The following is a 23,686-nucleotide window of genomic DNA, read 5'->3' on the forward strand; positions in this document are numbered from 1 at the left end:
TTTTGTTCAAATCGGCGGCAAAACAAGGCTGATCCGGGCTTTGCCCCTTGCACGCGGGCGGCAGGGCAAATAGAAGGCGTCAAATTTGCCCGGCGCGCCGTTTTGCGCGCCCCGAATCCTATGGGGACTACCATAATGCAGGTAACTGAGACGCTGAACGAAGGTCTGAAACGCGGCTACAACATCGTCGTATCCGCAGCTGAGCTGGACGACAAAGTAAACGAAAAACTGGTCGAAGCGCAGCCTGAGATTGAGATGAAGGGTTTCCGCAAAGGCAAGGTGCCGATGGCGCTGCTGAAAAAGCAGTTTGGTCAGCGTCTGTTGGGCGAAGCGATGCAGGAATCCATCGACGGCGCGATGAACAAGCACTTTGAAGACAGCGGCGACCGCCCTGCCTTGCAGCCCGAGGTCAAGATGACCAACGAGGACTGGAAAGAAGGCGACGACGTGCATGTCGAGATGTCTTACGAAGCGCTGCCCGCGATCCCCGAAGTTGACCTGAAATCGGTTGAGCTGGAAAAGCTGGTCGTAAAAGCAGATGACGCAGCCGTCGAAGAAGCGCTGAACAACCTGGCCGAAACCGCGCAGGACTTCAAAGCGCGTCGCAAGGGTTCCAAAGCCAAGGATGGTGATCAGGTTGTGATCGACTTCGTGGGCAAAGTGGACGGCGAAGAGTTCGAAGGCGGTTCGGCGGAAGACTACCCGCTGGTTCTGGGTTCCAACAGCTTCATCCCCGGCTTCGAAGAGCAGCTGGTTGGCGTGAAGGCCGAGGAAGAAAAAGACGTCAACGTCAAATTCCCCGAGGAATACGGCGCCGAGCATCTGGCCGGTAAGGACGCGGTCTTCACCTGCACTGTGAAAGAGGTCAAAGAACCTGTCGCCGCCGAGATCAATGACGAGCTGGCCACCAAATTCGGTGCCGAAGATCTGGCAGGTCTGAAATCCCAGATCGCAGAGCGTCTGGAAGCGGAATATGCTGGTGCCTCGCGCGCGGTCATGAAGCGTGCGTTGCTGGACGTGCTGGACGAGAAGGTTTCGTTCGACCTGCCGCCGTCGCTGGTTGACGCTGAAGCCAAGCAGATCGCTCACCAGCTGTTCCACGAGGAAAACCCGGACGTGGAAGGCCACGACCACGGTGAGATCGAGCCGACTGATGAGCACAACAAGCTGGCCGAGCGTCGCGTGCGTCTGGGCCTGCTGCTGGCCGAACTGGGCCAGAAGGCCGAGGTTGAAGTCACCGATGCCGAGATGACTCAGGCGATCATGAACCAGGCGCGTCAGTACCCGGGTCAGGAGCGTCAGTTCTTTGAGTTCGTTCAGCAGAACGCTCAGATGCAGCAGCAACTGCGCGCGCCGATCTTCGAAGACAAAGTCATCGATTACATCGTTGAACTGGCGCAGGTTGCCGACAAAGAAGTCAGCAAAGACGATCTGCAAAAAGCCGTTGAGGCACTGGAAGAGGAGTAATCCTCTTCCGCCCATCCCCGTGGGCGAAAAAAAGCGGAGCCGCCTGTTTATCAGACGGCTCCGGTGGGTGGCTTTCTACTTATGAGGTGAGGGGGTCAGGCCTCATGAGCAAAAGCACGGGGGGTTCCTAGCAAAGCGATCTTTTGCTCTGGGGTAAACGTGTCTGACAGCGCTTCGATCAGCTTCAGCACAGCCTGTCTTTCTGCTTCGTTCCGAGCAGCGCTCATCTGCTCTACAAAGTACTTCTCAAGGCTCGACAGCGGCTGGTGATCCTGATTGGCCGGGCTCTGTTGTGCGGCCTTCTTAGCCTCGAAAAGCTCCAGCGCGGCGTCGTCTTCCAAAAAGACGTCTTCTTGGATGTTTGCAAATTCGCGCAGTCCCGAAATACGCTCTTCGGTGCAGTCCAGCAGCGCGGCCAGTGCCGGAACCTTGCCCATTGGCACGGTTTTACCGACGTAATCATACGGCGCGCAGTTCGATCGTTTCAGAACACGGTCCATGACCGGGTCGATCACGGTGATAATGTCCTGAATGCCCGAGCGGCGAGCATATTCGAGCGAGCCGATCATCAGCTCACATGTGGCGTATGAGACTGAGTTCTTCTCTTTCCCGCGTGTCAGGCGCTGCGTGTCGACGCAGAAGCGCGTGGATTCCCACATGGTTGCACTGCGGATTGGTGCCTCGCCGTCCAGAATTGCGTGGAAGACGTCCGACAGCATGTGTGGGCCAGTGGTCTGAAGGGCACGCACGGCAGCGACGACATTCCCCCCGTCGTCGAGGCCGATCACATATGCCGGATCCAGATGATCGAACTCGTCGATCTCTTTTCCATTTGTGATGTTAACGTCCCATCCGAGGCGGCCGCCGAAGACACGAGCGCGCAACTCAAACATTTCGTCAAGGATCTCGCTGAACATATGTCTGTTCAGCCCATCTACTACGATGATCATTTCTTCCCCCTTCGAGTGGTTGTTCGGTAAATTAGACGTTACCGGGATGGGGAAGATTTTCTATTGGGGGTTTCCCGTATTTTGAGCGGAAATCGGCAAATTTCCGTTCAGCCGGGGGTAATTAAGCCGATCGCGATGGCGCGCCCAACAGCCTGCGGAGTAGTTAACGCGCTAAGCTTTTCCCGGCTTGAGCGCAAGTGAACTTCAACCGTCCGATGCGAAATCGACAGAATGTCGCCGATGTCTTGCTGAGATTTTCCTGCCGCGACCCATTGCAAAATCTCGGCCTCGCGGGACGACAGGGTCGGGTGATACAGCGCGCTGGTGGCCGCGTCTGAGGTCACGACCGAGTCATGGATGTGAACGGCCATGGACTGCAATTCGGTGATGACATTCGGGACCAGTTTCCGCCATTCGTCCTTGCTGCAATCGCGCGTGGCGCTGAGCAGGCCGATATCGCCATAAGGTCCCCGGACCGGGATGGTAATGCCCTGATCAGAAAGGCCAAAATCATTAGCATCCCTAAAAACCCGCTGAAACTCCGGGCTGCGTTCAAGACGGCTCCAATCCACGGGGGCAATGCTGCGGCGGCTCATGTGCAGGGTGGGGTCGATCATGATCAGGCCCTGCTGCTGGTAATGTTCCTTCCAGTCGTCGCCGTAGGTCACATAGCCCGACACCTTACCGGCCGCAGGATTCATACCCGCATAGGCGGCGTGATCCATGTCATGCTTTTCGCAGACTTGCCGAAGAAACTCGGTATAGCGAGTTTCTGAATCTGGTAGGGTGCTTAGATCGACTATTTCCATACGTCGTTACCAACAGCCGTCCAACACGCGGCCCGACTGCCATTTCATCCCCGTGAAAGGATCAATACGATCCCAAACTGACCTCACGGCAAGCAGGACATCATATTTTACAAAACATGACAAGGTGACGGGCTTAATGTCTGCTCTTTTTCGACCGCGCATTGCTCAATACTGTATTTTTGTCACTGTCTTCGCATATAGGTTGCGCAACAGATTTGTCACCCTTGGTTTACTGGGCCGGAACCAACCCGGTTTCGACTAGCATTCCCCGGGCCTTGGCCTCGGGCCAGTAGCCTTTGGCGTAGAGGAAGATGGCACGCTGTTGGTCGCCATCCGACAACAGCCACGCTCCGCGTAGGTACTTTCCGGCGAATTCCAGGTTGGTGTCCGCGTCCAGAAGGCCCTGCGCATTACCGGTGTAGCCCATCGACCGAGCTGTGGCCGGAAGGATCTGTAGCAGGCCGTAATAGGGCCGGTTCACGGCCCAGGGGCGATGTGTGCTTTCGCGGATCGCCAGTTTATGCACCAGTTCGCGCGGCAATTCGTAGTGATCCGCCCACTTGTTGATCGAAGCCCGAAGCTCGGGCGTTTCGTTGGGATAGAGCGGGGGGTCGAACACGGCGTCCTGTGTTGGCGTCTCTGGTCCTCCGCAGGCGGCAAGGGGAACGGTCAGCAACATGGTCAGCACAGCGCGGCGCAGGATGGGGGTCATTTGTGTACTCCGAATTTCAGGCCGCGATGATAGGATTTGGCGGACCCGCTGCAAGCATAGGTATAAATTTTGGCTGAAATTTGCCGTTTGGCTTGTGCAAGAAAAAAGGCCGCACAAAACATGCGGCCTTTTCAGAATGTGCTGTAGCCGGATCAGGCTTTGGCTTCGTCTTCTTCAGCCGGTGCTTCTTCGGCAACCAGTTCATCGTCGTCCGATGCGGCCGAGCCGATATCGTCGAACAGTTCGGCGATTTCGAATTCAGCGGCGGCTTCTTCTTCGGCAGCCAGTTCCTGGATCGACTTGCCCGACGCTTGCAGTTCGGCTTCTTCTTCCGAACGGGCGACGTTCATTTTGATCTCAACTTCGACCTCGGGGTGCAGTTTGACTGCCAGCGAGTGCAGACCCAGTTCCTTGATCGGAGCGATCAGGGCAATCTGTTTCTTGTCGACGGTGAAGCCAGCTTCGGTTGCGGCGTCTGCGGCGTCACGCGGGGTGACCGAGCCGTACAGGGCGCCGGCATCCGATGCCGAGCGAATCACGATGAACTGCTGACCGTCCAGCTTTTCAGCCAGTGCTTCAGCTTCTTTCTTGGTTTCCAGGTTGCGCGCTTCCAGCTGCGCTTTCTGGGCTTCGAACGAGGCGATGTTCGACTCGGACGCGCTGAGCGCTTTGCCTTGGGGCAGCAGGAAGTTGCGGGCGTAGCCGGGCTTGACGTCAACGACGTCGCCCATCTGACCCAGTTTCGCAACGCGTTCCAGAAGGATAACTTGCATGTCAGTCTCTCCTTACTTCACAGCGTAGGGCAGCAGGGCGAGGAAGCGGGCGCGCTTGATAGCACGGGCCAGTTCACGCTGCTTCTTCGCCGAAACGGCGGTAATGCGCGAAGGTACGATCTTGCCACGCTCAGAGATGTAGCGCTGCAGCAGACGGGTGTCTTTGTAGTCGATTTTCGGCGCGTTCTCACCCGAGAACGGGCAGACCTTGCGGCGGCGGAAAAATGGTTTTGCGGCCATGGTTTATGTCCTTTCGTCAGGCTTAGATCAGCGGCGCTCGCGGCGGCCTTCGCGCTCATCGCGCTTCTGCATCTGGACCGAGGGGCCCTCGGCATGCTCGTCGACCTTGATGGTCAGAACGCGCATAACGTCGTCATGCAGGCGCATCAGGCGTTCCATTTCCTGTACCGCGCCCGAGGGGGCATCAGTCTTCAGGAAGGCGTAGTGGCCTTTGCGGTTCTTGTTGATCTTGTAGGCCATCGTCTTGACGCCCCAGTACTCGCTTTCGACGACGTTGCCGCCGTTGTCAGCCAGAACGGTGCCGAAGTGTTCGACGAGGCTTTCTGCCTGCGCGTTGGACAGGTCCTGACGCGCGATCATTACATGCTCATACAGTGGCATGTGCACTCCTGTTTGTATCAAGGCGCATTTCATAGGCGGGGCCATTTGGTCCTTCGCGACCCTGCCACGAGAGGCTGCGCGATTCATATGAAAGCGAAGGATGGCCCGATATACACGTTTGGGCGCGGGTCGCAAGCCCCGTCTCACCGCCTTGCCGGTGTCGCTCTATTAACATCCAATTAACATTGCGCTGCCCAATTCCTGACGCTTTTCGGCTCAAAGTTGTTTTCATACCGGGGAGCAACCGGCCAGACCGGACCCAGAACGGAAACCTGAAAAACAGGGTGAGAGATATGACCGCGATGAACACGAACGCCTTTGAAGAGTCTGCAAGCGCCGCGAGCTATGAGAAATCTGTACCGGTTCTGATCACGTTCGCGCCGAACTGGAAGGTTCGGATGGTTCTGGCCCGCCTTGTCGGGGCCTTTCTGATCGTGATGGCCTTTTCCATGTGGCTGGTGCCCGGCTCGGCAATGGCGACTGAGGTTTGGCCGATCAAACTGGCGGCATCGCTGATGTTCCTGATGGTCGGTGTCAGTCTGTTGACGATCCAGATCCTGGACGCCCGCCCGGATGCCTATTTCGATCCGATCCGCCGTGAGGTTCGGGTGCTGCAAAAGAATGAAAACGGTCGCCCTCAGACCGTTCTGCGCCGCAGCTACGACACGCTGGGCGGCGCCCGTTTCGCAGATGATCAGGTCGAGCTGTTCGATGTTGACGGCAGCCTGCTGATGAAGCTGCCGCTGGATTCGGCGGATGTCAGCCGAGCACTCAAAGGTCAACTAAGCGGAAGTGTGACGATTTTCGCCTGAATTCGGTTCTGTTCATCTAAGAACAGATTCTGTGAGAGATTAGAGGTTGTGTGCCGCCCTAGGGCGGCACATCTTCGTTTATGTGCAACCAAACTGGTTTGCGCCCCTAATCTTGCGGAGAGTATTATGAAATCCACCCTTCTTGCTGCTGCACTGATTGCGTCGTCTACGGCCGCTTTCGCCGAAGCTCAGAAATTTGCTCTGGACCCCAGCCATAGCCAAGTTGTTTTCAGCTACAATCACCTGGGCTATTCGACCACCACCGGCATGTTCTCGGGCTTTGAGGGCGAGATCACATTCGACGAAGCCAACCCCGAAAACTCCAGCGTGTCGGTTTCGATGCCCGTGAAGTCCATGTTCACCGGCTGGGAAGCCCGTGAAGGCCACTTTATGTCCGAAGATTTCTTTGGCGCCAAAGACGGTGATCTGATCACCTTCACGTCAACAGGTATCGAAGTGACTGGCGACAAAACCGCCAACATCACCGGCGATCTGACAATGAACGGGATCACTAAGGCGGTCGTTCTGGCGGCCAATCTGAACCAGGTCGCCCCGTACCCGTTTGGACCGAACGAAGGCGTTCCGACTGCTGGTTTCAACGCAACGACGACCGTTGTGCGGTCCGATTTCGACCTGGGCCAGTTCGCTCCTTACGTCAGCGACGAAGTTGAGATCAGCATCTCGATCGAGGCGTTCCAGCAGAAGTAAATCCCGACCGGGTAAAACCAGAACCGCCGGTTCCACTGGGACCGGCGGTTTTTTCTTGCGCTGTGCAAGGGGGCTATTCTTCACGTATGGCTGTCAACTCCACATCCACGTCGACGGCAAAGGCGACCGAGCCCTCTTGCGGCATGTGCTCTCCTACACCGAAATCCAACCTGTTGAGTTGCACGCTGCCGGACATTGTCGCCTCGTTCCCCTGAAGGTCCAGCGTGAAGGGCAGGACGATGTCCAGGGTCTTGTCGCGGATGGTCAGCGGGCCACGGGCCTCGTATCCCGTTTCGGTTTTGAACAGATCGGCCTTGAATTGGGCCGTGGGGAACTGGCCGCTATCAAAGAACTCGGCACCCATAGCCTGATCGGTGACAGTACCAAGGGTCAGCGACCCGATGGCGATGGTCACGTCTACTGCGCCTGCGGGGCCGGGGGCAGAAGGCTCATCAAAGGTGATTGCGGCGGTCCAGTCAGCAAAGCTGCCTGTGACAGGGTTGCCGACCTGAGTAATCCTAATCGCCAGCGTCCCGTCCTGTACCTGCCAGTCAGACTGCACCTCGGTCAGTTCTGAGGTGTCAGTGGCAGCGGCCGAATGATGCGAGAACACACCCAATGACCATCCGCCGACCAAAACCGCACCCCAGATCGCAACCGCTGCAAAGACGGGCAGGGCAGAGTGATGTTGCGCGGGCGGTTCCGGCGCGTCAGAGCGGCCGGGCAACATCCGGCGCAGCGTGCTGTCTTTATCCACCACGTGGTGCTTCAGCGCGCCCATGATATGCAGCGCAAGCGAGATACCGAGAACCCAGATGAACAACCAGTGCAGGCTCGCCGTCAGTTCAGACAGGAACGGTGACTTGGGTACGAAGGGCAGGGTTTGCCCGAACGGCCACAGGATCGGCGCAAAGCCTTCAGACGCCGCATGATGGACCCAGCCGGTCAACGGGACCAGCACCAACGAGGCATACAGCATCCAATGCACGGTTTCGGCAGCAAAAGCCTCGGACTTGTTTTCGGCGTTCAGCAGGCCGGGTTTGGTCTGGGTCATGGCCCAAAGGATGCGGGCAAGTGCGACGAAAAATACTGTGACGCCGATGGTTTTATGGGCGGAAAACAGGCGTGCAGCCCAGATGATATCCGCTTCGGTCACCGGGATATTCGGGTCATAAATCTTGTGTGCCAGCTGATTGGCGAACCAGCCCAGCGGCAGGGCGGTAAAGATCAGCAGGGCGGTCAGCCAGTGAAAGGTCTTGGTGACACTGCCATAGCTGGAAAAGGTATTGGTGGACGACATCGGGTGCTCCGGGCTGGGGTGGCTGTGTTCAACCTATCGCCACGGGAACAGGACTCAATAGCGCAGCGCGCACAGATATGGTGCCGTCGTGCAGACCTCAGGCAATGCTTGTGCCGCGCCGTTACACGGTTTACACCCCGCCGCAACCTAACGTCATCCAAGAGGTCGCAATGACACGCGCATTCGTTTTTCCGGGGCAGGGCGCCCAAACCATCGGAATGGGCAAAGCTCTGGCCGAGGCTTACCCGGCTGCTCAGGCAGTGTTCGACGAGGTCGACGAGGCGCTGGGCGAAAAGCTGAGCAGCCTGATCTGGGAAGGCGATATTGCCGAGCTGACGCTGACGCAGAATGCGCAACCGGCTCTTATGGCAACCTCGATTGCTGCGATGCGCGCGCTAGAGGCCGAAGGCGTCGCTGTCACAGATGCTGCATTTGTGGCTGGGCACTCGCTGGGTGAATACTCCGCTCTGGCAGCTGCTGGCGCGCTGTCGGTGGCGGATACAGCCCGGTTGCTGCGGACCCGTGGTCAGGCGATGCAAAGTGCCGTGCCGGTGGGCGAAGGCGCAATGGCGGCCATTCTGGGTCTGGACCTTGAGGCCGTGCGCGCCGTGGCCGAAGAGGCCGCGCAGGGTGAGGTCTGTCAGGCTGCGAATGACAACGACCCAACACAGGTCGTGGTTTCGGGGGGCAAGGCCGCCGTTGAGCGCGCCGCTGAGATTGCCAAGGAAAAAGGCGCGAAACGTGCAGTTATGTTGCCTGTAAGTGCTCCATTTCACTGTGCGTTGATGCAGCCTGCGGCAGATGTAATGGCAGAGGCGCTGGCAACAGTTGAGATCAAGGCCCCCGCTGTGCCGCTGATCGCCAACGTGCGGGCCGAGGCGGTCTCGGATCCGGATTTGATCCGCCAGTTGTTGGTCGAGCAGGTTACGGGTTCGGTCCGGTGGCGCGAAAGCGTGCAATACATGGCCGCTCAGGGTGTGACCGAGACCTGGGAAATCGGTGCCGGCAAGGCGCTGTCGGGAATGATCCGTAAGATCGACCGTGCCATTGCAGGCAAGGCCGTAGGGACGCCCGAGGATGTTCAAAAGGCCGTTCAGGTCGAATCGTAAGGACTAACGCGCCCCAGCGGGCGCAGCACGAGGGAAACAGAATGTTTGACTTAACTGGTAAGAACGCGCTGGTTACTGGCGCTTCGGGCGGAATCGGCGGTGAAATCGCACGCACCCTTCATGCCGCTGGCGCGACCGTGGCTTTGACAGGTACGCGGGTCGAGCCGTTGCAGGCGCTGGCTGATGAACTGGGAGAGCGCGCGCATGTGCTGCCTTGCAACCTGAGCGATTCCGAAGCCGTCGCCGCGCTGCCGAAGCAGGCGATTGAGGCAATGGGCTCGGTTGATATTCTGGTCAACAACGCCGGGATCACGCGCGACAACCTGTTCATGCGCATGTCGGACGACGACTGGCAGAGCGTCATCGACGTGAACATGACCGCGACGATGAAGCTGTGCAAAGGCGTCATTCGCGGCATGATGAAGGCGCGTTGGGGCCGGATCGTGAATATCTCGTCCGTCGTGGGGGCTATCGGCAATCCGGGTCAGGCGAACTATGCGGCATCCAAAGCCGGAATGGTGGGCTTTTCCAAGGCGTTGGCGCACGAAGTTGCCACGCGCGGGATCACTGTCAACGCGGTTGCACCGGGCTTTATCACCACTGCGATGACAGAAAAGCTGACCGACGATCAGAAAGCGGGCCTGTTGCAGCAGGTTCCCGCAGGGCGCATGGGCGAGGCGAACGAAATCGCAGCTGCGGTTCTGTATCTGGCCAGCCCCGAAGCGGGTTATGTGACCGGAAGCACCTTGCATGTGAACGGCGGCATGGCCATGTTGTGAGCGCAGATCGGGGCAGGCGCGAAAGCGTTTGCCTCAGGCGTTGTCTGTGCTATAGGGCGGCGCATGTATGCAGGGGTCGGCCGCTTGGTCGGCCTTCTACTTTCCCGGTCTTCCGGGACCCAACCGCCCAGACCGGGCAAATCAAAGCCAGCCTGAGCGGGCAAGGGCAGAACCGGGCACTAGGCCCTGAAATGGAATGAGGAATAGACATGAGCGACGTCGCAGATCGCGTTAAGAAGATCGTTGTTGAGCACCTGGGTGTTGAAGAAGACAAAGTAGCAGAAAATGCTTCTTTCATCGACGATCTGGGCGCAGACAGCCTGGACACCGTTGAGCTGGTTATGGCCTTCGAAGAAGAGTTCGGCATCGAGATCCCCGATGACGCGGCCGAAACCATCCAAACCTTTGGCGACGCAGTCAAATTCATCTCTGAAGCGTCCTAATCGCTTCGAAATCTATAAAAACGGCGCTTCCGGGCAACGGAGGTGCCGTTTTTTTATGCCCGATTGGAATTCGGGCTTGTCAGCTGGTGATTTCGTTCGCAACCATTCTTGCGAGGCAAAAATCACTGAGCGGGTTAGGGCAATGGTAAGATCCACCCCGACGATTAATACGGCACGCCTGATGCTTTGCGCAATGCGGCCTGAGGATTTCAACCGGTTCGCCGAGATTTGGCGCAACCCCTGTATCGCGCGCCACATCAGTGGCAAGCCGCGGTCGCGGGGCGAGGCGTGGGATTCCTTTCTGCGTAATGCAGGACACTGGCAGATGGCAGGGTTTGGTCAATGGGCCGTTTTACAGCAATCGAATCGTCAGATGATCGGGCAGGCCGGATTTTTCTACGGCAATCGGGAGATGGGCGAAGATTTCGACAGTTTCCCAGAGGCCGGATGGATTCTGGTCCCCGAGGCACAGGGGCAGGGACTGGGGTTCGAGGCCGCTCAGGCCGCTCATGACTGGTTTGATCGCGTCATGCCTGGGCCATTGGTTGCAATGGTAAATTCGGCGAATTCCGTCTCGCAAAAGCTAGCTGAAAAGCTGGGATACGCGCCGATGCGAGAGTGTGAGTACAATGGTACTCCGGTCGTATTGCTGCGCCGGAACGGTCCTCCAAGACGCATATAAATCTCTCTTCTGCGATGCCGCAAAATGTCTCTGGTTTGCCGAAACTGGTAAAATCCGGCGTTGTTCCCGTGTGTATGGTACACTGGATTGCAATGCGAATGAGCGGAGGAGCGGGCTCATGAGGATTTACCCAACTATGGAATTGCAGAACGGCCGGTGTGTCACGCTGGACAAAGGCCGTCTGGACAACGCCATGATATGGCATGTGGACCCGGTGGAGACGGCGCGCGGCTGGTCGGCCGCCGGGGCCGAATGGATGCAACTGACGGACTTCGATGCGATCGAAGGGCGAGACACAAACGCAGAGCTGGTTGAGGAGATCATTCGCTCGGCCGAGATGCCTGTGCAGCTTGCCGGTGGTATGCGCTCGCGCGAGCAGGTCGAGCACTGGATCGACAAAGGCGCGGGCCGGGTTGTGATCGGCACGCTTGCCGCACGGGACCCCATTCTGGTCAAAGAGCTTGCAAAGCTCTACCCGGATCAAATCGTGCTGGCGGTAGATGTCTGGCAGGGTTTCGTGATGACCGATGGTTGGCGCAGTCAGAGCGCCTTTACCCCGGAAGCATTCATCGAAGCATTTGCGGATACTCCGTTCGCCGGCATCGTAGTGACAGATATCGATAGCGATATGGAAGATGTCGAGGCGCAGTTGGGTCTGATCTCGGGGCTTGCGGAAAAATCCCGCACTCCGATCATCGCCAGCGGCGTGGTGCGCACGGCGGACGATATCTCGCGTCTGGCGTATATCTCGAATATCTCGGGTGCGATTGTCGGGCGGGCGCTGTTCCGCAAGACGCTTTCGCTGGTCGACGCCCTTGACGTTGCCAAGGCAGCCCACGAGCCGGTCGCACAGTTCCAGTAATGGAAGCGACGATTGAAGCCGCCCAATGCGTCCGGCGCGTGGGCGGTTTTCCTTTTTGCGAATATTATTTCCGATTTGGCGGGATGATGTCGGCAGGGAATAAACCGTGGCTCTTGCCCCCGGACCCCGGGCCGGGGTATGAGCGGTTCTCATAACAGGAAGCAGGCAAGAGGCACTTCATGCGCAGAGTCGTTGTAACCGGTCTGGGATTGGTCACTCCGTTGGCCAGTGGGGTCGAGGAAACCTGGTCGCGGCTGCTGGACGGAGAATCCGGCGCAGGCCCGATCACGCAGTTCGATGCAGAGGCAAGCGGGGTCACAACGACCTATGCCTGCGAAGTGCCACGCGGCGATGGCACCAACGGGACGTTTAACCCAGACGATTGGATGCCGCCGAAAGAGCAGCGCAAGATCGAAGATTTTATCCTCTATTCCATCGCGGCCGCCGAAATGGCCTGTAAGGACGCCAATTGGCTGCCCGAAGATGAGGAAGACCGTCTGCGCACGGGCGTTCTGATCGGGTCCGGTATCGGCGGCCTGGGGTCGATTGCAATCACAGCGAACCTGATCCGCGACAAAGGTCCGCGTCGGGTGTCTCCCTTCTTTATTCCCGGCGCGCTGATCAACCTGGCCTCGGGTCAGGTGTCGATCCGCCATGGCTTTAAGGGACCGAACCATTCGGTTGTGACGGCTTGTTCGACGGGTGCGCATGCGATTGGTGATGCCAGCCGGATCATCCGCGCGGGCGATGCAGACGTGATGATTGCGGGTGGCGGCGAAGGTTGCATCTGCGAGATCGGCATCGCGGGCTTCAACGCGTGCAAGGCGTTGTCGACCAAATATGCTGACGATCCGAAGAAAGCGAGCCGTCCCTATGACGTGGACCGTGACGGGTTCGTCATGGGTGAGGGCGCAGGTATCGTGGTTCTGGAAGACTACGAACACGCCAAGGCGCGCGGCGCGAACATTTACGCCGAAGTTCTGGGTTATGGCATGTCCGGCGACGCCTATCACATCACCGCACCTTCTGAGGATGGCGACGGTGCAGAACGTTCGATGAAAGCCGCGTTGCGCAGTGCTGGGCTGGAGCCGAAGGATCTGGACTATATCAACGCGCATGGCACCTCGACCATGGCGGACACGATTGAGCTGGGCGCGGTTGAGCGTCTGTTGGGGGACCACGCCGCAAATGCGACCATGACCTCGACCAAATCAGCCACCGGTCACCTGCTGGGTGCGGCTGGCGCGATTGAAGCGATCTTCTCGATATTGGCGATCCGCGATCAGGTTGCGCCGCCGACGATCAATCTGGACAACCCGGCGGTTGAGACTCCGATTGATCTGGCGCCGAATGCCAAGCGTGAGCGTGAGATCAATGTGGCGCTATCGAACTCGTTTGGGTTTGGCGGCACCAATGCCAGCGTGATCTTCGGAAAGGTCAGCTAAATGTGGCGGGCTTTGGCATCGAACGCGCTGACCATTCTGGTGGTCGGCCTGTTTCTGGTCGGCGGCCTGATCCTTTGGGGGCAGTCGCAGTACACGTCCGAAGGCCCGCTGGAAACCGCCATCTGCCTTCAGGTTAAAAGCGGTTCAAACATGACGCGTGTCAGTCAGCAGTTGGAAGACGACGGCGCAATCAACAATGCTCTGATCTTCCGGCTGGCTGCCGATTACACCGAAAAAGCGCAGCAGCTGAAGGCGGGCAGCTTTCTGGTTCGTGAAGGCGCGTCGATGGAACAGATCATTGACGAGATCACCAGCAGCGGCGCCAGCACCTGCGGGTCCGAGATTGAATACCGCATCGGCGTGACCCGGGTTCAGACCCGAGTGCGCGAACTGGACCCGGCGACTTTGGACTTTGTAGAGATTGCCAACTTTGTGGTCGGCTCAGAAGAGGCCCCAGCCGCATATGCTGAAAAGCGTCAGGATTCGGACACCCGGTACCGCGTGTCGCTGGCCGAGGGCGTAACCTCGTGGCAGGTGGTCGAAGCGCTGAAAGGGATCGAGGCGTTGACCGGTGAAGTGGCTGAGATACCTGCCGAAGGCGTGTTGGCCCCTGACAGTTACGAAGTTCAGCCGGGGGATGACCGGACCGCTATTCTGCAAGACATGCAGAACAGACAGCAGCTGCGGATCAATGCGGTTTGGGAAAGCCGTGAGGACGGGCTGCCGATCAGCAGCCCCGAAGAGATGTTGATCCTTGCGTCCATCATTGAAAAAGAAACAGGTGTTCCGCATGAGCGTGGACAGGTCGCAAGCGTCTTTGTGAACCGGCTTGAGCGGGGAATGAAGCTGCAAACCGACCCGACCGTGATCTACGGTGTGACCGAAGGAAAGGGCGTGTTGGGTCGCGGCTTGCGACGGAGTGAATTGCGTCGCGCAACACCTTGGAATACCTATGTGATTGATGGTTTGCCACCGACACCAATTGCCAACCCCGGGCTGGCCAGTCTTGAGGCCGCCGTGGCCCCGGAAGAGACGAGCTATGTCTTCTTTGTTGCCGATGGCACGGGTGGACACGCCTTCGCGGAAACTCTGGACGAACACAATCGCAATGTTGCCAAATGGCGCGAGATTGAGGCCGAGAGAAACAGCTCAAGCAATTAAGAGAAAGGGCCGCGTCGATGAACGCGGCCCTTTCTCTCTTATGCGGCCGGACGCCTGCGCGGGCGACGCCGTTTGGACGACGATGGTTTCGACGTCGAGTTGGCCCCTTGCGGCTTGCGGCCTCGGAACCCACCCCGCTTATGCGATTTCTTAGGTTCAGCCACTTCGGGCATGGTGCCGCTGGCAATCGGGATTTCGATCTTCATCAGCTTCTGAATCTGGCGCAGTTGGTCCAGCTCGTCCGGCGCGCAGAAGGCGATGCCTTCCCCTTCACGCCCTGCACGAGCGGTTCTGCCGATGCGGTGGACGTAATTGTCCGGCACTTCGGGCAGGTCATAGTTGACCACATAGGCCACGCCGGGAATGTCGATGCCACGCGCCGCCACATCGGTAGCAACCAGCACGGTGACTTCGCCGGCGCGGAATGCCTTGATCGCCCGGTCGCGCTGACCCTGGCTTTTGTTGCCGTGGATCGAAGCCGCGTTGAAGCCATCGGCCACCAGCCCTTTCATTAGCTTTTCCGCCCCGTGTTTGGTGCGGGCAAAAACCAGTGTCAGGGCATCCATGTCAGCGGACAGGATTTCGCGCAGTTTGCCCGGCTTCTCTGCCCGGCTGAGGAAATGCACCGACTGGGTGATCTTGTCCGCCGCCTTGCCTGGGGGCGAGACTTGCACGCGCTGCGGGTTGGTCAGGTAGGATTGGCTCAGTTCCTCCATCAGTTTCGGCATAGTGGCCGAGAAAAGCATGGTCTGGCGCGGCGAACCCAGGGCGGGTTCAATTTTCCGCAGGGCGTGGATAAAGCCCATGTCCAGCATCTGATCGGCCTCGTCCAGCACCAGATGGCGGACAGAACTGAGGTCGACGGCCCCGCGCTCCATCAAGTCAATCAGGCGACCGGGGGTGGCGACCAGAATATCGGTGCCGCGCGACAGGAACGAGATTTGCTTGCCGATCGACTGACCGCCGACCACGGTCGCAACGCGCAGTTTCGTCCTTTTCGTCAGGTTGCGCAGGCTTTCTGCGATTTGGTTCACCAGTTCACGGGTCGGAGCCAGGATCAGCGCCTTGACCGTTTTGGGTGCGGGTTTGCCCGGCTGCGCCAGCAGGTGATCAATCAGCGGCAGACCAAAGGCCAGCGTCTTGCCGGTGCCGGTCTGCGCCAGCCCGAGGATATCATGACCTTTCAGCGCCAGCGGGATCGCCTGGTTCTGGATCGGAGTGGGTTGGGTAAAGTTGGCGCGTTCAAGCGCCTCATTCAGGGCCGGGGCGAGGCCCAGCATATCAAAGTCGAACAAATGCCATTCCTTTTTGATCCGCGCCGATAATTCAGCCACGGACAAGTGCATTGGCCGCGCGGACAGCGCGACCGGCAGGGATTATGCGAAGTCTCAGGACAAACAGGCGCACCCTGCACGTCCGACCGTCGCAACAAGAACCCTGCGTGAAGGGGAACTAGGGGATGTGTAGTGCGCTGTGGGGGCTGAGAGGGCCCAATAGCTCACGCGTCAGCGCTGTGATCGCGCGCTGATGCAAGTTTGACGTGGGTTTGTCAAGCAGTTGTCGCCTGTTCAGAAATTCTGGGCGGTGCCGGTGCATGGGTGTCGCAATAGTTCTCGTCGTCCTTAACGGACCGGTAACTGTGACCGTCCGTTGCGTCGCCGTTGCGCAAAACATTGACTTTGCGTGCTTTTATGCGTATAAGTTGTGTCATGCTAGAAGAAGTGGGCAAACGGCCCCGGGGAAACCCGGCGGCCGTTTTTCGTTTCTCTCGTGCGGAGAAAACTCACGCATGAGGTCACAGGCAAACATGACTTTGATTACCCCGGAAGAGCGGATTTCTCAGACGGCTGATTTGTTGCAGTCGCTCGAAAGGTCCATTCGCGATCTGCGTCAGGCAGCGGAAGAACTGCGAAAACAGATCGGTGCCGGGGAGGATGCAGACCTTGCCGGAACAGGCAAGCAACTCGGTCAGCTAGAGGGGTTGATCCGAAGTTGCCAGAAAGTGGAGACAAGCTTTGTCGAACAACATCACAGACAAGCCGGAATTGCCCAAGGGGGGTATGCGCTCGACCTTGACCGGGCTCGGTTTGAAGTCGGGTGCAGGCTGGCTCGCCTCCGCACCTGTCGCGGTGCAGGACAGATTTCTGAGTGAGATCGGGGAGGGGGGGCTATGTGCCCTCCCTTTCCTGTTTGAGTTCTGGGCGCTGCCGCATCAGCTGCCGCCCGAGGGCGACTGGCGATCCTGGGTGATTATGGGGGGGCGTGGGGCCGGCAAGACGCGGGCTGGGTCTGAATGGGTACGGTCTATGGTCGAAGGCGCCAAACCGCTGGATCGAGGGCAGGCGTGCCGTGTTGCGCTGGTTGGTGAGACTTTTGATCAAGTGCGCGATGTAATGATCTTTGGCGATAGCGGCATTTTGCAGTGTTCTCCACCAGATCGTCGGCCACAATGGAAGGCATCTGAGCGCAAGCTGATCTGGCCCAGTGGGGCCGAGGCGCAGGCGTTTTCGGCGCATGATCCTGAGGGGCTGCGCGGCCCTCAGTTCGATGCGGCCTGGGTGGATGAGCTAGCCAAGTGGAAGAAGGCAGGCGAGACCTGGGACATGCTGCAATTTGCGCTGCGACTGGGGGATCAGCCTCGGGTCTGTGTGACGACCACACCGCGCAATGTGAAGGTTTTGAAGGAGTTGCTGGCGTCACCGTCCACGGTGCAGACTCATGCGCCGACCGAGGCGAACCGGGCCAATCTGGCAGACTCCTTTCTAAAGGAGGTGCGCGCGCGCTACGCGGGCACGCGGCTGGGACGGCAGGAATTGGATGGGGTGCTGCTGTCGGATGCCGAAGGCGCGCTGTGGACGGGCTCGATGCTGGAGGCGGCGCGCTGTGCGCAGGTGCCTGATTTGGATCGGATCGTAGTGGCGCTGGACCCGGCGGTGACATCCGGTTCAAGCGCGGATGCCTGCGGGATCGTGGTCGTTGGTGCGCAGGTGCAGGGGCCGCCCGAAGACTGGCGAGCCTATGTGCTGGCTGACCGGACGGTGCAGGGCGCGGGTCCTGCGGGCTGGGCGCAGGCGGCGATCGACGCGATGGATGAGTTCGGGGCCGAGAGGCTGGTGGCCGAGGTCAATCAGGGCGGGCAACTGGTCGAGGAGGTCGTGCGGCAGGTGGACCCTCTGGTCCCTTATCGGTCGGTGCGGGCCTCACGCGGCAAGGTCGCGCGGGCCGAGCCTGTGGCGGCTCTGTACGAACAGGGACGGGTGAGCCATGTGACCGGGTTGGACGCGCTGGAGGAGCAGATGTGCCAGATGACCGCGCGCGGGTTCGAGGGGCAGGGCTCGCCCGACCGGGTCGACGCGCTGGTCTGGGCGCTGCATGAGTTAGTTGTGGGGCCTGCGGCGGCGTATCGGCGGCCTAGGGTGCGGAGTTTGTAAAGCTAAAACTCGTGAGGTATGTCACGCAACAGGAAAAGCAGTTTTAGATAGAATGCTGCCCTGGCAATTTCGGTGTGCACGAGAGCATCCCGTTAGCGTCGCGATTCATTGGGTTTTCCGAAACGCATCAACAACAGCTTGGCGACGGGCCTCGTCTTCAAACTTCACTATAGCCTCCATTTCCATCAGATCGGCCATTCGGTTCAGTGTGAAAATTTCACCTAAGCGCGCCATGGTTTCGTTACCAACTTCTTCCATGCTCGCTAGCAACTCGGGGAAATGCTCCAATAACGGTGCGCCTGCTCCCTCTTGCGCGAATGTAATGTAATCATTCAAAGTCACCTCAGACAGGCCCTGTGCAAGTAAGACCTGACCTTCATCGCTTCGATAATAGTCGGCTAGGGCAGCTATTTCCACGTCTGTCATCAGCTCCTGATATGCGGCAGCGGAAGTCTTGCGTATGTTTGATATGAGTGTTTTTTCAAAGTCACCCATCAGCTCGTCCATAAAGCGATCTGGGTCAACGATTTGCGCGCCAAGCGTTTCGAAGGCCGGACGCATTTGCGCCATCACATCCGTTAAAAGCGTATCCAACTTTTCTTCGGCTTTGGTCGAAATGATGTGTTGCTCAGCAATATATGATGCATCGGTCGCCGGATCCGACAGCGTAAATGTTGTGGTTCCGAAAAATACGCAGCAAGCGAGAATCAATGTCTGTTTCATATCCGTGCAACTGGCATGAAACTCTGACCACATTGTGTCGTCGACCGTTGCAACCTGTGTACAGTATAAGGCATCGGGGAATTGCGGTGACTGCCAAGGGAATTAACCGTTGCCCAACCCCCGTACGCCCCATTCCCAAGGCTTAAACTTCTTTCCGTCATAACTCCTTTCAACAAGCCGGGCAGAGCGGCGGCAGAAAGGAGCACAGATGGTATTCGATTTCTTGCGTCGTGGATCGGCTGGCGAGGCACCCGAGGCGAAAGCGAGCGCGGCTGGGCCTGTGGTGGCGTGGCAGACGGGCGGGCGTGTGGCGTGGAGCCCTCGGGATGCGGTGTCGCTGACACGGACGGGGTTTTCGGGGAATCCGGTTGGGTTTCGCTCGGTCAAGTTGATTGCCGAGGCGGCGGCGGCGTTGCCGTTGGTTCTGCAGGATCAGGCGCAGCGCTATGACGCGCATCCGATCCTGTCGCTGATGCGCCGTCCGAACGCGGCTCAGGGGCGGGCCGAGTTGATGGAGGCTCTGTTCGGGCAGCTGCTGCTGTCGGGCAACGCGTATGTCGAGGCCGTGCAGGCCGAAGAGGGCTTGCCGATTGAGCTGCACGTCCTGCGCTCGGACCGCATGAGCGTGGTTCCGGGCGCGGATGGCTGGCCCAAGGCGTATGATTACACGGCTGGCGGAAAGACGCACCGGTTTCCGGCGGATGCGATCTGTCACATCAAGTCCTTCCACCCTCAGGACGACCACTATGGGTTCTCGCCCATGCAGGCGGCGGCGATGGCGATTGATGTGCATAACAGCGCGTCGCGGTGGTCGAAATCTCTGCTGGACAATGCGGCGCGGCCTTCGGGGGCGCTTGTGTGGAAGGGCGATGGCCATGGGGTAATGGCCGAGGATCAGTTCCGGCGTCTGTCCGATGAGATTGAGCAGAACTATCGCGGTGCGCGGAATGCTGGCCGCCCGATGGTTCTGGAAGGGGGGCTGGATTGGAAGCCGATGGGGTTCTCTCCGTCCGATATGGAGTTTCAAAAGACCAAGGAAGCCGCCGCCCGCGAGATCGCGCTGGCCTTTGGGGTCCCGCCGATGCTGCTGGGAATACAAGGCGACGCGACCTATTCGAACTATCAGGAGGCCAACCGGGCGTTTTACCGCCTGACCGTGCTGCCTCTGGTGACGCGGGTGGCGGCGGCGGTGTCGGAATGGCTGACGGGTTTCACCAACGAGGATCTGGTGTTGAAACCCGATCTGGATCAGGTGCCGGCGCTTTCGGCGGAACGCGATGCTCAGTGGGCGCGAGTCAATGGGGCCGATTTCCTGACCGATGCCGAGAAGCGCGCGCTTCTGGGGCTGCCGGAGCGAGCGGATGTCTGAGGGGTATCCCCCGTTTGATTGCGCGCCGGGCCTGCGTCTGGCCGCGCATGAAAGGGTGGCCGAGATCCAGCACGCACATTTGTGCAAACGGCTGGATCAGATCGAAGAGATGATGGAACGGCTGGAGCGACGGTTGTGGCTGACGGTCTACGGTGTGGCAGCAGTGATCCTGGCGCAGGCCTTTCAGTCATTCCTTGTGGTAACGCCATAATGTCAGTGAGTTACATGGAGAAGTTCATGGATTTAGAGCATAAATTTGCACGGTTCGGAGACGGGTTGTCAGTCACGGATGATGCGGTGATCGAGGGCTATGCCAGTCTGTTCGGGCAGGTCGATCAGGGCAGCGATGTGGTGCGGCGCGGGGCGTATCAGGGCTCGCTTGCGGGGCTTAAGGCCGCGGGTCAGCGGGTCAAGATGCTGTGGCAGCACGACCCGGCGCAACCCATTGGTGTATGGGACGAGGTGCGCGAGGACGACAAGGGTCTGTGGGTCAAGGGGCGTCTGCTGGAAAGCACGCAGAAGGGCCGTGAGGCGGCGGAGTTGATCCGTGCTGGCGCGATGGACGGCCTGTCGATCGGCTATCGTACCAAGCGGGCCGTGAAGAATGACAAGGGCCAGCGGGTCCTTACCGAACTGGAGCTGTGGGAGGTGTCGCTGGTGACCTTCCCGATGTTGCCCAGTGCGCGGGTGGCGGCGAAGGGGACGAACCCCGAGGCCGATAACACTTGGCGTAGTATTGCCGAGGTGTTCAGCGACGCCCGGCAGGAGCTGGCGCGGATCTAGCGCGCCTCAAACCCATCCAAAAACAGGACATGCTGATGAGCAAGACCGAAACCCCGGCCTTGACCGGAGAGGGTGCGCCCCTGGTTCAGGAGGTGAAGCGGGCGATGGCTGGCTTCGTAAATGAATTCAAGGGCCTGAAGGCTGAAGTTAAAACCAAACTGCAACAGACAGAAGAGCGACTGACCATGCTGGATCGTAAATCAACCATCGCGGCGCGTCCGCACCTTGCGGCCTCGATCGAAGAAGGCGCACCGCATCAGAAGGCATTCGACGCCTATGTGCGTTCGGGCGAAGATGACGGCCTGCGCGGGCTTGAGATGGAGTCGAAATCGCTGTCCAGCGCGGTCAACAGTGACGGCGGTTTTCTTGTCGATCCGCAAACCGCCGAGATCATCAAGTCGGTGCTGAAATCCACCGCTTCGATCCGCTCGATTGCGTCGGTTGTGAATGTCGAGGCGAACTCGTTCGATGTGCTGATTGATCACACGGATGTGGGTGCAGGCTGGGCCGATGAAGCCTCGACCGCGACCGAGACGGCGACCCCGTCGATTGACCGTATCTCGATTGCACTGCACGAGCTGAGTGCGCTGCCGAAAGCCTCGCAGCGCTTGTTGGATGACAGCGCCTTTGACGTCGAGGGCTGGCTGGCCGGTCGTATTGCCGACAAGTTCGCCCGCGCCGAAGCCTCGGCGTTTATCAGCGGCGATGGTGTCGACAAGCCCAAGGGCATTCTGGACCACGCCAAGGTCGACAACGATGTCTGGGATTGGGGCAATATCGGTTATGTGCCGACTGGTATCGACGGTGGTGTCGACGCCGATGCAATTGTCGACGTGGTTTATGCGCTGGGCGCGCAGTACCGGGTCAACGGCACCTTCGTGATGAACTCCAAAACCGCAGGTCTGATCCGCAAACTGAAGGACAGCGACGGCCGCTTCTTGTGGTCAGACGGTCTGGCGGCGGGCGAGCCTGCGCGTCTGATGGGCTATCCGGTGCTGATTGCCGAGGACATGCCGGACGCGGGCTCCGATAGTTTCTCGATTGCGTTCGGCGACTTCCAAGCCGGATACACCATTGCTGAACGCCCCGATCTGCGCGTCCTGCGCGACCCGTTCAGCGCCAAGCCGCATGTCCTGTTCTACGCGACCAAGCGCGTGGGCGGCGACGTCAGCGACTTTGCCGCGATCAAGCTGGTGAAATTCGGCACCGCCTAAGGCGGGCTGAATCCGGGGGGCGCAAGCCCCTCGGAGCGGCGGGTACGGGCCGGGGTGAGATCCCCTGCGTTGTCTAGCTGCTCCCCTCCGTCCGAGCAACGTGGGGCGGCGCGTGCCCGTCATTTTCCAAGGATACGGCCCCGGAGGGGTCCGAGATTGCGGAGTGAATGGATGATGTTGATCGAAGAAACCGCCATCGCGGATGCGGCGCTGCCGGTGGATCAGTTCAAGGCCCATCTGCGGCTGGGAACCGGCTTTGCCGAGGGCAGCGTGCAGGATGAAGTACTAAAGGGCTTTCTGCGGGCAGCGGTTGCCGCGATTGAGGCGCGCACCGGCAAGGTTCTGATTGAACGAGAGTTTTCCTGGAGCCTGAACGGTTGGCGTGATCCTGCGGGTGAGGTGCTGCCGGTGGCTCCGGTGGTGACTGTGGACACTGTCAGTGTCACCGATGCCTTAGGCGCGGAAACTGAGGTCGCACCAGGCGCATATCGGTTGGAACAGGACAGCCAGCGCCCGCGGATGCGCCCGGTTGGGGCAACGATGCCGACAATTGTTACTGGCGGCTCGGTGAAGATCGCATTTACCGCTGGCATGTCGCCGGATTGGGGCGGATTGCCTGCTGATCTGGGACAAGCGGTACTACTGCTGGCAGCGCATTATTACGAATACCGCGACGAGACCTCGTTGGGTGCGGGTTGCATGCCATTTGGCGTAACCAGTCTGATCCAACGCTACCGAACGGTGCGCTTTGGTGCAGGGGTGACGCAATGAAAGCGCCGCGACTGAACCGAAAGCTGGTGCTTGAGGCACCAGTGCGCGGCGCTGACGGCGCAGGTGGATACACTGAGACATGGGCAGCGTTGGGAACCGTGTGGGCTGAAGTCACCGCGCGTACTGGAGCCGAGCGTCAGGTTGCCGGAGTACCGTTATCGCGCGTTGGATATCGCATCGTCGTGCGGGGCGCGCCCGAGGGGTCGGCAATGCGCCCGTCACCAGATCAACGCTTTGCAGAAGGCACGCGCCGCTTTGTCATTCGCGCCGTCGCTGAGCGCGACCCACGCGGCCAGTATCTGACCTGTTTCGCAGATGAAGAGGTGGTGGCATGAGCTATGGCATTTCAGCTGCCTTGCAAGCGGCGGTCTATCAACAGTTGTCTGGAGATGCACAGGTTAGCGCACTGTCAGATGATGCGATTTACGACGCCGTGCCAGCCGGCTCAGTTCCTAAAACCTACGTCACGCTGGGCCCGGAAGAGGTGCGGGACGCTTCGGACCGCTCGGGGGCGGGCGCAGTGCATCGCTTCACCGTTTCGGTGGTTTCTGAGGCCGCGGGATTTGGCGCGGCCAAAGCATTGGCCGGAGCGGTATGCGACGCGCTGGAGGGGGCTGACTTGACCCTCGATCGCGGGCGGTTGGTGGGGCTGTGGTTTGAACGCGCCTCGGCCCGGCGCACGGGAACCGGCGGCGCAATCCGCCAGATCGACCTGAGATTCCGCGCCCGCGTGGAAGACGACTAAGCAATCAACGGAGAGAG

At 59.4% G+C, this 23,686-nt stretch carries 27 protein-coding genes; 18 read left to right on the forward strand and 9 right to left on the reverse strand.

The features are described from left to right. Positions 1-135: 135 nt before the first annotated feature. Complete coding sequence (tig, locus tag ACOQOY_RS18250) at positions 136-1,467, forward strand: trigger factor (RefSeq protein ID WP_420586760.1); 1,332 nt, start codon at positions 136-138, stop codon at positions 1,465-1,467. A 95-nt stretch (positions 1,468-1,562) separates the two neighbouring features. On the opposite strand, the gene ACOQOY_RS18255 is transcribed toward tig, so the two are convergent. From ACOQOY_RS18255 to rpsF, 6 genes are all read right to left on the reverse strand, one after another. Continuing rightward, positions 1,563-2,417, reverse strand: a complete 855-nt coding sequence (locus ACOQOY_RS18255; RefSeq protein ID WP_420586761.1) for an acyl-homoserine-lactone synthase — start codon at positions 2,415-2,417, stop codon at positions 1,563-1,565. A 107-nt stretch (positions 2,418-2,524) separates the two neighbouring features. Continuing rightward, positions 2,525-3,226, reverse strand: a complete 702-nt coding sequence (locus ACOQOY_RS18260) for a LuxR family transcriptional regulator (RefSeq protein ID WP_420586762.1) — start codon at positions 3,224-3,226, stop codon at positions 2,525-2,527. A gap of 229 nt (positions 3,227-3,455) precedes the next feature. Continuing rightward, positions 3,456-3,938, reverse strand: a complete 483-nt coding sequence (locus tag ACOQOY_RS18265) for a transglycosylase SLT domain-containing protein (protein WP_420586763.1) — start codon at positions 3,936-3,938, stop codon at positions 3,456-3,458. 152 nt (positions 3,939-4,090) lie between these two features. Continuing rightward, on the reverse strand, positions 4,091-4,711 hold the full coding sequence (gene rplI, locus ACOQOY_RS18270; RefSeq protein ID WP_420586764.1) for a 50S ribosomal protein L9: 621 nt from the start codon (positions 4,709-4,711) through the stop codon (positions 4,091-4,093). Between the two features lie 12 nt (positions 4,712-4,723). Continuing rightward, positions 4,724-4,951 carry a 30S ribosomal protein S18 gene (gene rpsR / locus ACOQOY_RS18275; RefSeq protein ID WP_005608650.1) on the reverse strand — a complete coding sequence of 76 codons (228 nt, stop codon included), beginning with the start codon at positions 4,949-4,951 and terminating at the stop codon, positions 4,724-4,726. A 27-nt stretch (positions 4,952-4,978) separates the two neighbouring features. Continuing rightward, complete coding sequence (gene rpsF, locus ACOQOY_RS18280) at positions 4,979-5,332, reverse strand: 30S ribosomal protein S6 (RefSeq protein ID WP_068332653.1); 354 nt, start codon at positions 5,330-5,332, stop codon at positions 4,979-4,981. 293 nt (positions 5,333-5,625) lie between these two features. On the opposite strand from rpsF, the gene ACOQOY_RS18285 reads away from it, so the two are divergent. Continuing rightward, positions 5,626-6,144, forward strand: coding sequence for a hypothetical protein (locus tag ACOQOY_RS18285; RefSeq protein WP_420586765.1), 519 nt, complete (start codon positions 5,626-5,628; stop codon positions 6,142-6,144). A gap of 126 nt (positions 6,145-6,270) precedes the next feature. Beyond that, a complete protein-coding gene (locus ACOQOY_RS18290; RefSeq protein ID WP_420586766.1) occupies positions 6,271-6,852 on the forward strand; it encodes a YceI family protein in 582 nt (193 codons plus the stop codon). A gap of 73 nt (positions 6,853-6,925) precedes the next feature. On the opposite strand, the gene ACOQOY_RS18295 is transcribed toward ACOQOY_RS18290, so the two are convergent. Beyond that, entirely contained in the window at positions 6,926-8,152 is a 1,227-nt protein-coding gene (locus tag ACOQOY_RS18295; RefSeq protein WP_420586767.1) for a cytochrome b/b6 domain-containing protein, read from the reverse strand. 170 nt (positions 8,153-8,322) lie between these two features. Here ACOQOY_RS18295 and fabD point away from each other — a divergent pair, with 170 nt between their 5' ends. The 7 genes from fabD to mltG all read left to right on the forward strand — a co-directional run bounded on the left by fabD (position 8,323) and on the right by mltG (position 14,633). Further along, complete coding sequence (fabD, locus tag ACOQOY_RS18300; protein ID WP_420586768.1) at positions 8,323-9,261, forward strand: ACP S-malonyltransferase; 939 nt, start codon at positions 8,323-8,325, stop codon at positions 9,259-9,261. A gap of 41 nt (positions 9,262-9,302) precedes the next feature. Next, positions 9,303-10,040: a 3-oxoacyl-ACP reductase FabG gene (fabG, locus tag ACOQOY_RS18305; RefSeq protein WP_420586769.1), complete on the forward strand. Its 738-nt coding sequence runs from the start codon at positions 9,303-9,305 to the stop codon at positions 10,038-10,040. Between the two features lie 209 nt (positions 10,041-10,249). Next, a complete protein-coding gene (locus tag ACOQOY_RS18310) occupies positions 10,250-10,483 on the forward strand; it encodes an acyl carrier protein (protein ID WP_008756330.1) in 234 nt (77 codons plus the stop codon). A 142-nt stretch (positions 10,484-10,625) separates the two neighbouring features. After that, complete coding sequence (locus ACOQOY_RS18315; RefSeq protein WP_420586770.1) at positions 10,626-11,165, forward strand: GNAT family N-acetyltransferase; 540 nt, start codon at positions 10,626-10,628, stop codon at positions 11,163-11,165. Positions 11,166-11,283: 118 nt separating this feature from the next. Then, positions 11,284-12,027, forward strand: a complete 744-nt coding sequence (locus tag ACOQOY_RS18320; protein WP_420586771.1) for a HisA/HisF-related TIM barrel protein — start codon at positions 11,284-11,286, stop codon at positions 12,025-12,027. A gap of 179 nt (positions 12,028-12,206) precedes the next feature. Further along, positions 12,207-13,472, forward strand: a complete 1,266-nt coding sequence (gene fabF, locus ACOQOY_RS18325) for a beta-ketoacyl-ACP synthase II (protein ID WP_420586772.1) — start codon at positions 12,207-12,209, stop codon at positions 13,470-13,472. Beyond that, entirely contained in the window at positions 13,473-14,633 is a 1,161-nt protein-coding gene (gene mltG, locus ACOQOY_RS18330; protein ID WP_420586773.1) for an endolytic transglycosylase MltG, read from the forward strand. Positions 14,634-14,671: 38 nt separating this feature from the next. Here mltG and ACOQOY_RS18335 read toward each other — a convergent pair whose 3' ends face one another. Next, a complete protein-coding gene (locus ACOQOY_RS18335; RefSeq protein WP_420587273.1) occupies positions 14,672-15,928 on the reverse strand; it encodes a DEAD/DEAH box helicase in 1,257 nt (418 codons plus the stop codon). Positions 15,929-16,837: 909 nt separating this feature from the next. Between ACOQOY_RS18335 and ACOQOY_RS18340 the strand changes: the two genes are divergently transcribed. Continuing rightward, positions 16,838-18,064, forward strand: a complete 1,227-nt coding sequence (locus ACOQOY_RS18340; RefSeq protein WP_420587274.1) for a DNA-packaging protein — start codon at positions 16,838-16,840, stop codon at positions 18,062-18,064. 105 nt (positions 18,065-18,169) lie between these two features. Here ACOQOY_RS18340 and ACOQOY_RS18345 read toward each other — a convergent pair whose 3' ends face one another. After that, positions 18,170-18,787: a hypothetical protein gene (locus ACOQOY_RS18345; RefSeq protein ID WP_420586774.1), complete on the reverse strand. Its 618-nt coding sequence runs from the start codon at positions 18,785-18,787 to the stop codon at positions 18,170-18,172. A gap of 208 nt (positions 18,788-18,995) precedes the next feature. On the opposite strand from ACOQOY_RS18345, the gene ACOQOY_RS18350 reads away from it, so the two are divergent. From ACOQOY_RS18350 to ACOQOY_RS18380, 7 genes are all read left to right on the forward strand, one after another. Continuing rightward, positions 18,996-20,156, forward strand: coding sequence for a phage portal protein (locus tag ACOQOY_RS18350; RefSeq protein ID WP_420586775.1), 1,161 nt, complete (start codon positions 18,996-18,998; stop codon positions 20,154-20,156). Continuing rightward, positions 20,149-20,367: a GTA head formation protein, RCAP_rcc01685 family gene (locus ACOQOY_RS18355; protein WP_420586776.1), complete on the forward strand. Its 219-nt coding sequence runs from the start codon at positions 20,149-20,151 to the stop codon at positions 20,365-20,367. The genes ACOQOY_RS18350 and ACOQOY_RS18355 overlap by 8 nt, the downstream gene beginning before the upstream one ends. Positions 20,368-20,393: 26 nt before the next feature. Further along, entirely contained in the window at positions 20,394-20,939 is a 546-nt protein-coding gene (locus tag ACOQOY_RS18360; protein ID WP_420586777.1) for an HK97 family phage prohead protease, read from the forward strand. 35 nt (positions 20,940-20,974) lie between these two features. Continuing rightward, positions 20,975-22,153 carry a phage major capsid protein gene (locus tag ACOQOY_RS18365; protein WP_420586778.1) on the forward strand — a complete coding sequence of 393 codons (1,179 nt, stop codon included), beginning with the start codon at positions 20,975-20,977 and terminating at the stop codon, positions 22,151-22,153. Between the two features lie 171 nt (positions 22,154-22,324). Next, a complete protein-coding gene (locus tag ACOQOY_RS18370) occupies positions 22,325-22,924 on the forward strand; it encodes a head-tail connector protein (RefSeq protein ID WP_420586779.1) in 600 nt (199 codons plus the stop codon). Then, complete coding sequence (locus ACOQOY_RS18375; protein ID WP_420586780.1) at positions 22,921-23,259, forward strand: phage head closure protein; 339 nt, start codon at positions 22,921-22,923, stop codon at positions 23,257-23,259. The genes ACOQOY_RS18370 and ACOQOY_RS18375 overlap by 4 nt, the downstream gene beginning before the upstream one ends. Next, complete coding sequence (locus ACOQOY_RS18380; RefSeq protein WP_420586781.1) at positions 23,256-23,669, forward strand: DUF3168 domain-containing protein; 414 nt, start codon at positions 23,256-23,258, stop codon at positions 23,667-23,669. Before ACOQOY_RS18375 ends, ACOQOY_RS18380 begins: the two co-directional genes overlap by 4 nt. Positions 23,670-23,686: the final 17 nt, after the last annotated feature.

The sequence above is a fragment of the Ruegeria sp. genome, assembly GCF_965221235.1.
In the GTDB taxonomy this organism is placed as follows: Bacteria; Pseudomonadota; Alphaproteobacteria; order Rhodobacterales; family Rhodobacteraceae; genus Ruegeria.

Excerpts from the sequence above, each read along its gene's own strand:
- tig (WP_420586760.1), top strand. The coding sequence starts at position 136 with ATGCAGGTAACTGAGACGCTGAACGAAGGTCTGAAACGCGGCTACAAC.
- ACOQOY_RS18255 (WP_420586761.1), bottom strand. The coding sequence starts at position 2,417 with ATGATCATCGTAGTAGATGGGCTGAACAGACATATGTTCAGCGAGATC.
- ACOQOY_RS18260 (WP_420586762.1), bottom strand. The coding sequence starts at position 3,226 with ATGGAAATAGTCGATCTAAGCACCCTACCAGATTCAGAAACTCGCTAT.
- ACOQOY_RS18265 (WP_420586763.1), bottom strand. The coding sequence starts at position 3,938 with ATGACCCCCATCCTGCGCCGCGCTGTGCTGACCATGTTGCTGACCGTT.
- rplI (WP_420586764.1), bottom strand. The coding sequence starts at position 4,711 with ATGCAAGTTATCCTTCTGGAACGCGTTGCGAAACTGGGTCAGATGGGC.
- rpsR (WP_005608650.1), bottom strand. The coding sequence starts at position 4,951 with ATGGCCGCAAAACCATTTTTCCGCCGCCGCAAGGTCTGCCCGTTCTCG.
- rpsF (WP_068332653.1), bottom strand. The coding sequence starts at position 5,332 with ATGCCACTGTATGAGCATGTAATGATCGCGCGTCAGGACCTGTCCAAC.
- ACOQOY_RS18285 (WP_420586765.1), top strand. The coding sequence starts at position 5,626 with ATGACCGCGATGAACACGAACGCCTTTGAAGAGTCTGCAAGCGCCGCG.
- ACOQOY_RS18290 (WP_420586766.1), top strand. The coding sequence starts at position 6,271 with ATGAAATCCACCCTTCTTGCTGCTGCACTGATTGCGTCGTCTACGGCC.
- ACOQOY_RS18295 (WP_420586767.1), bottom strand. The coding sequence starts at position 8,152 with ATGTCGTCCACCAATACCTTTTCCAGCTATGGCAGTGTCACCAAGACC.
- fabD (WP_420586768.1), top strand. The coding sequence starts at position 8,323 with ATGACACGCGCATTCGTTTTTCCGGGGCAGGGCGCCCAAACCATCGGA.
- fabG (WP_420586769.1), top strand. The coding sequence starts at position 9,303 with ATGTTTGACTTAACTGGTAAGAACGCGCTGGTTACTGGCGCTTCGGGC.
- ACOQOY_RS18310 (WP_008756330.1), top strand. The coding sequence starts at position 10,250 with ATGAGCGACGTCGCAGATCGCGTTAAGAAGATCGTTGTTGAGCACCTG.
- ACOQOY_RS18315 (WP_420586770.1), top strand. The coding sequence starts at position 10,626 with ATGGTAAGATCCACCCCGACGATTAATACGGCACGCCTGATGCTTTGC.
- ACOQOY_RS18320 (WP_420586771.1), top strand. The coding sequence starts at position 11,284 with ATGAGGATTTACCCAACTATGGAATTGCAGAACGGCCGGTGTGTCACG.
- fabF (WP_420586772.1), top strand. The coding sequence starts at position 12,207 with ATGCGCAGAGTCGTTGTAACCGGTCTGGGATTGGTCACTCCGTTGGCC.
- mltG (WP_420586773.1), top strand. The coding sequence starts at position 13,473 with ATGTGGCGGGCTTTGGCATCGAACGCGCTGACCATTCTGGTGGTCGGC.
- ACOQOY_RS18345 (WP_420586774.1), bottom strand. The coding sequence starts at position 18,787 with ATGAAACAGACATTGATTCTCGCTTGCTGCGTATTTTTCGGAACCACA.
- ACOQOY_RS18350 (WP_420586775.1), top strand. The coding sequence starts at position 18,996 with ATGGTATTCGATTTCTTGCGTCGTGGATCGGCTGGCGAGGCACCCGAG.
- ACOQOY_RS18355 (WP_420586776.1), top strand. The coding sequence starts at position 20,149 with ATGTCTGAGGGGTATCCCCCGTTTGATTGCGCGCCGGGCCTGCGTCTG.
- ACOQOY_RS18360 (WP_420586777.1), top strand. The coding sequence starts at position 20,394 with ATGGATTTAGAGCATAAATTTGCACGGTTCGGAGACGGGTTGTCAGTC.
- ACOQOY_RS18365 (WP_420586778.1), top strand. The coding sequence starts at position 20,975 with ATGAGCAAGACCGAAACCCCGGCCTTGACCGGAGAGGGTGCGCCCCTG.
- ACOQOY_RS18370 (WP_420586779.1), top strand. The coding sequence starts at position 22,325 with ATGATGTTGATCGAAGAAACCGCCATCGCGGATGCGGCGCTGCCGGTG.
- ACOQOY_RS18375 (WP_420586780.1), top strand. The coding sequence starts at position 22,921 with ATGAAAGCGCCGCGACTGAACCGAAAGCTGGTGCTTGAGGCACCAGTG.
- ACOQOY_RS18380 (WP_420586781.1), top strand. The coding sequence starts at position 23,256 with ATGAGCTATGGCATTTCAGCTGCCTTGCAAGCGGCGGTCTATCAACAG.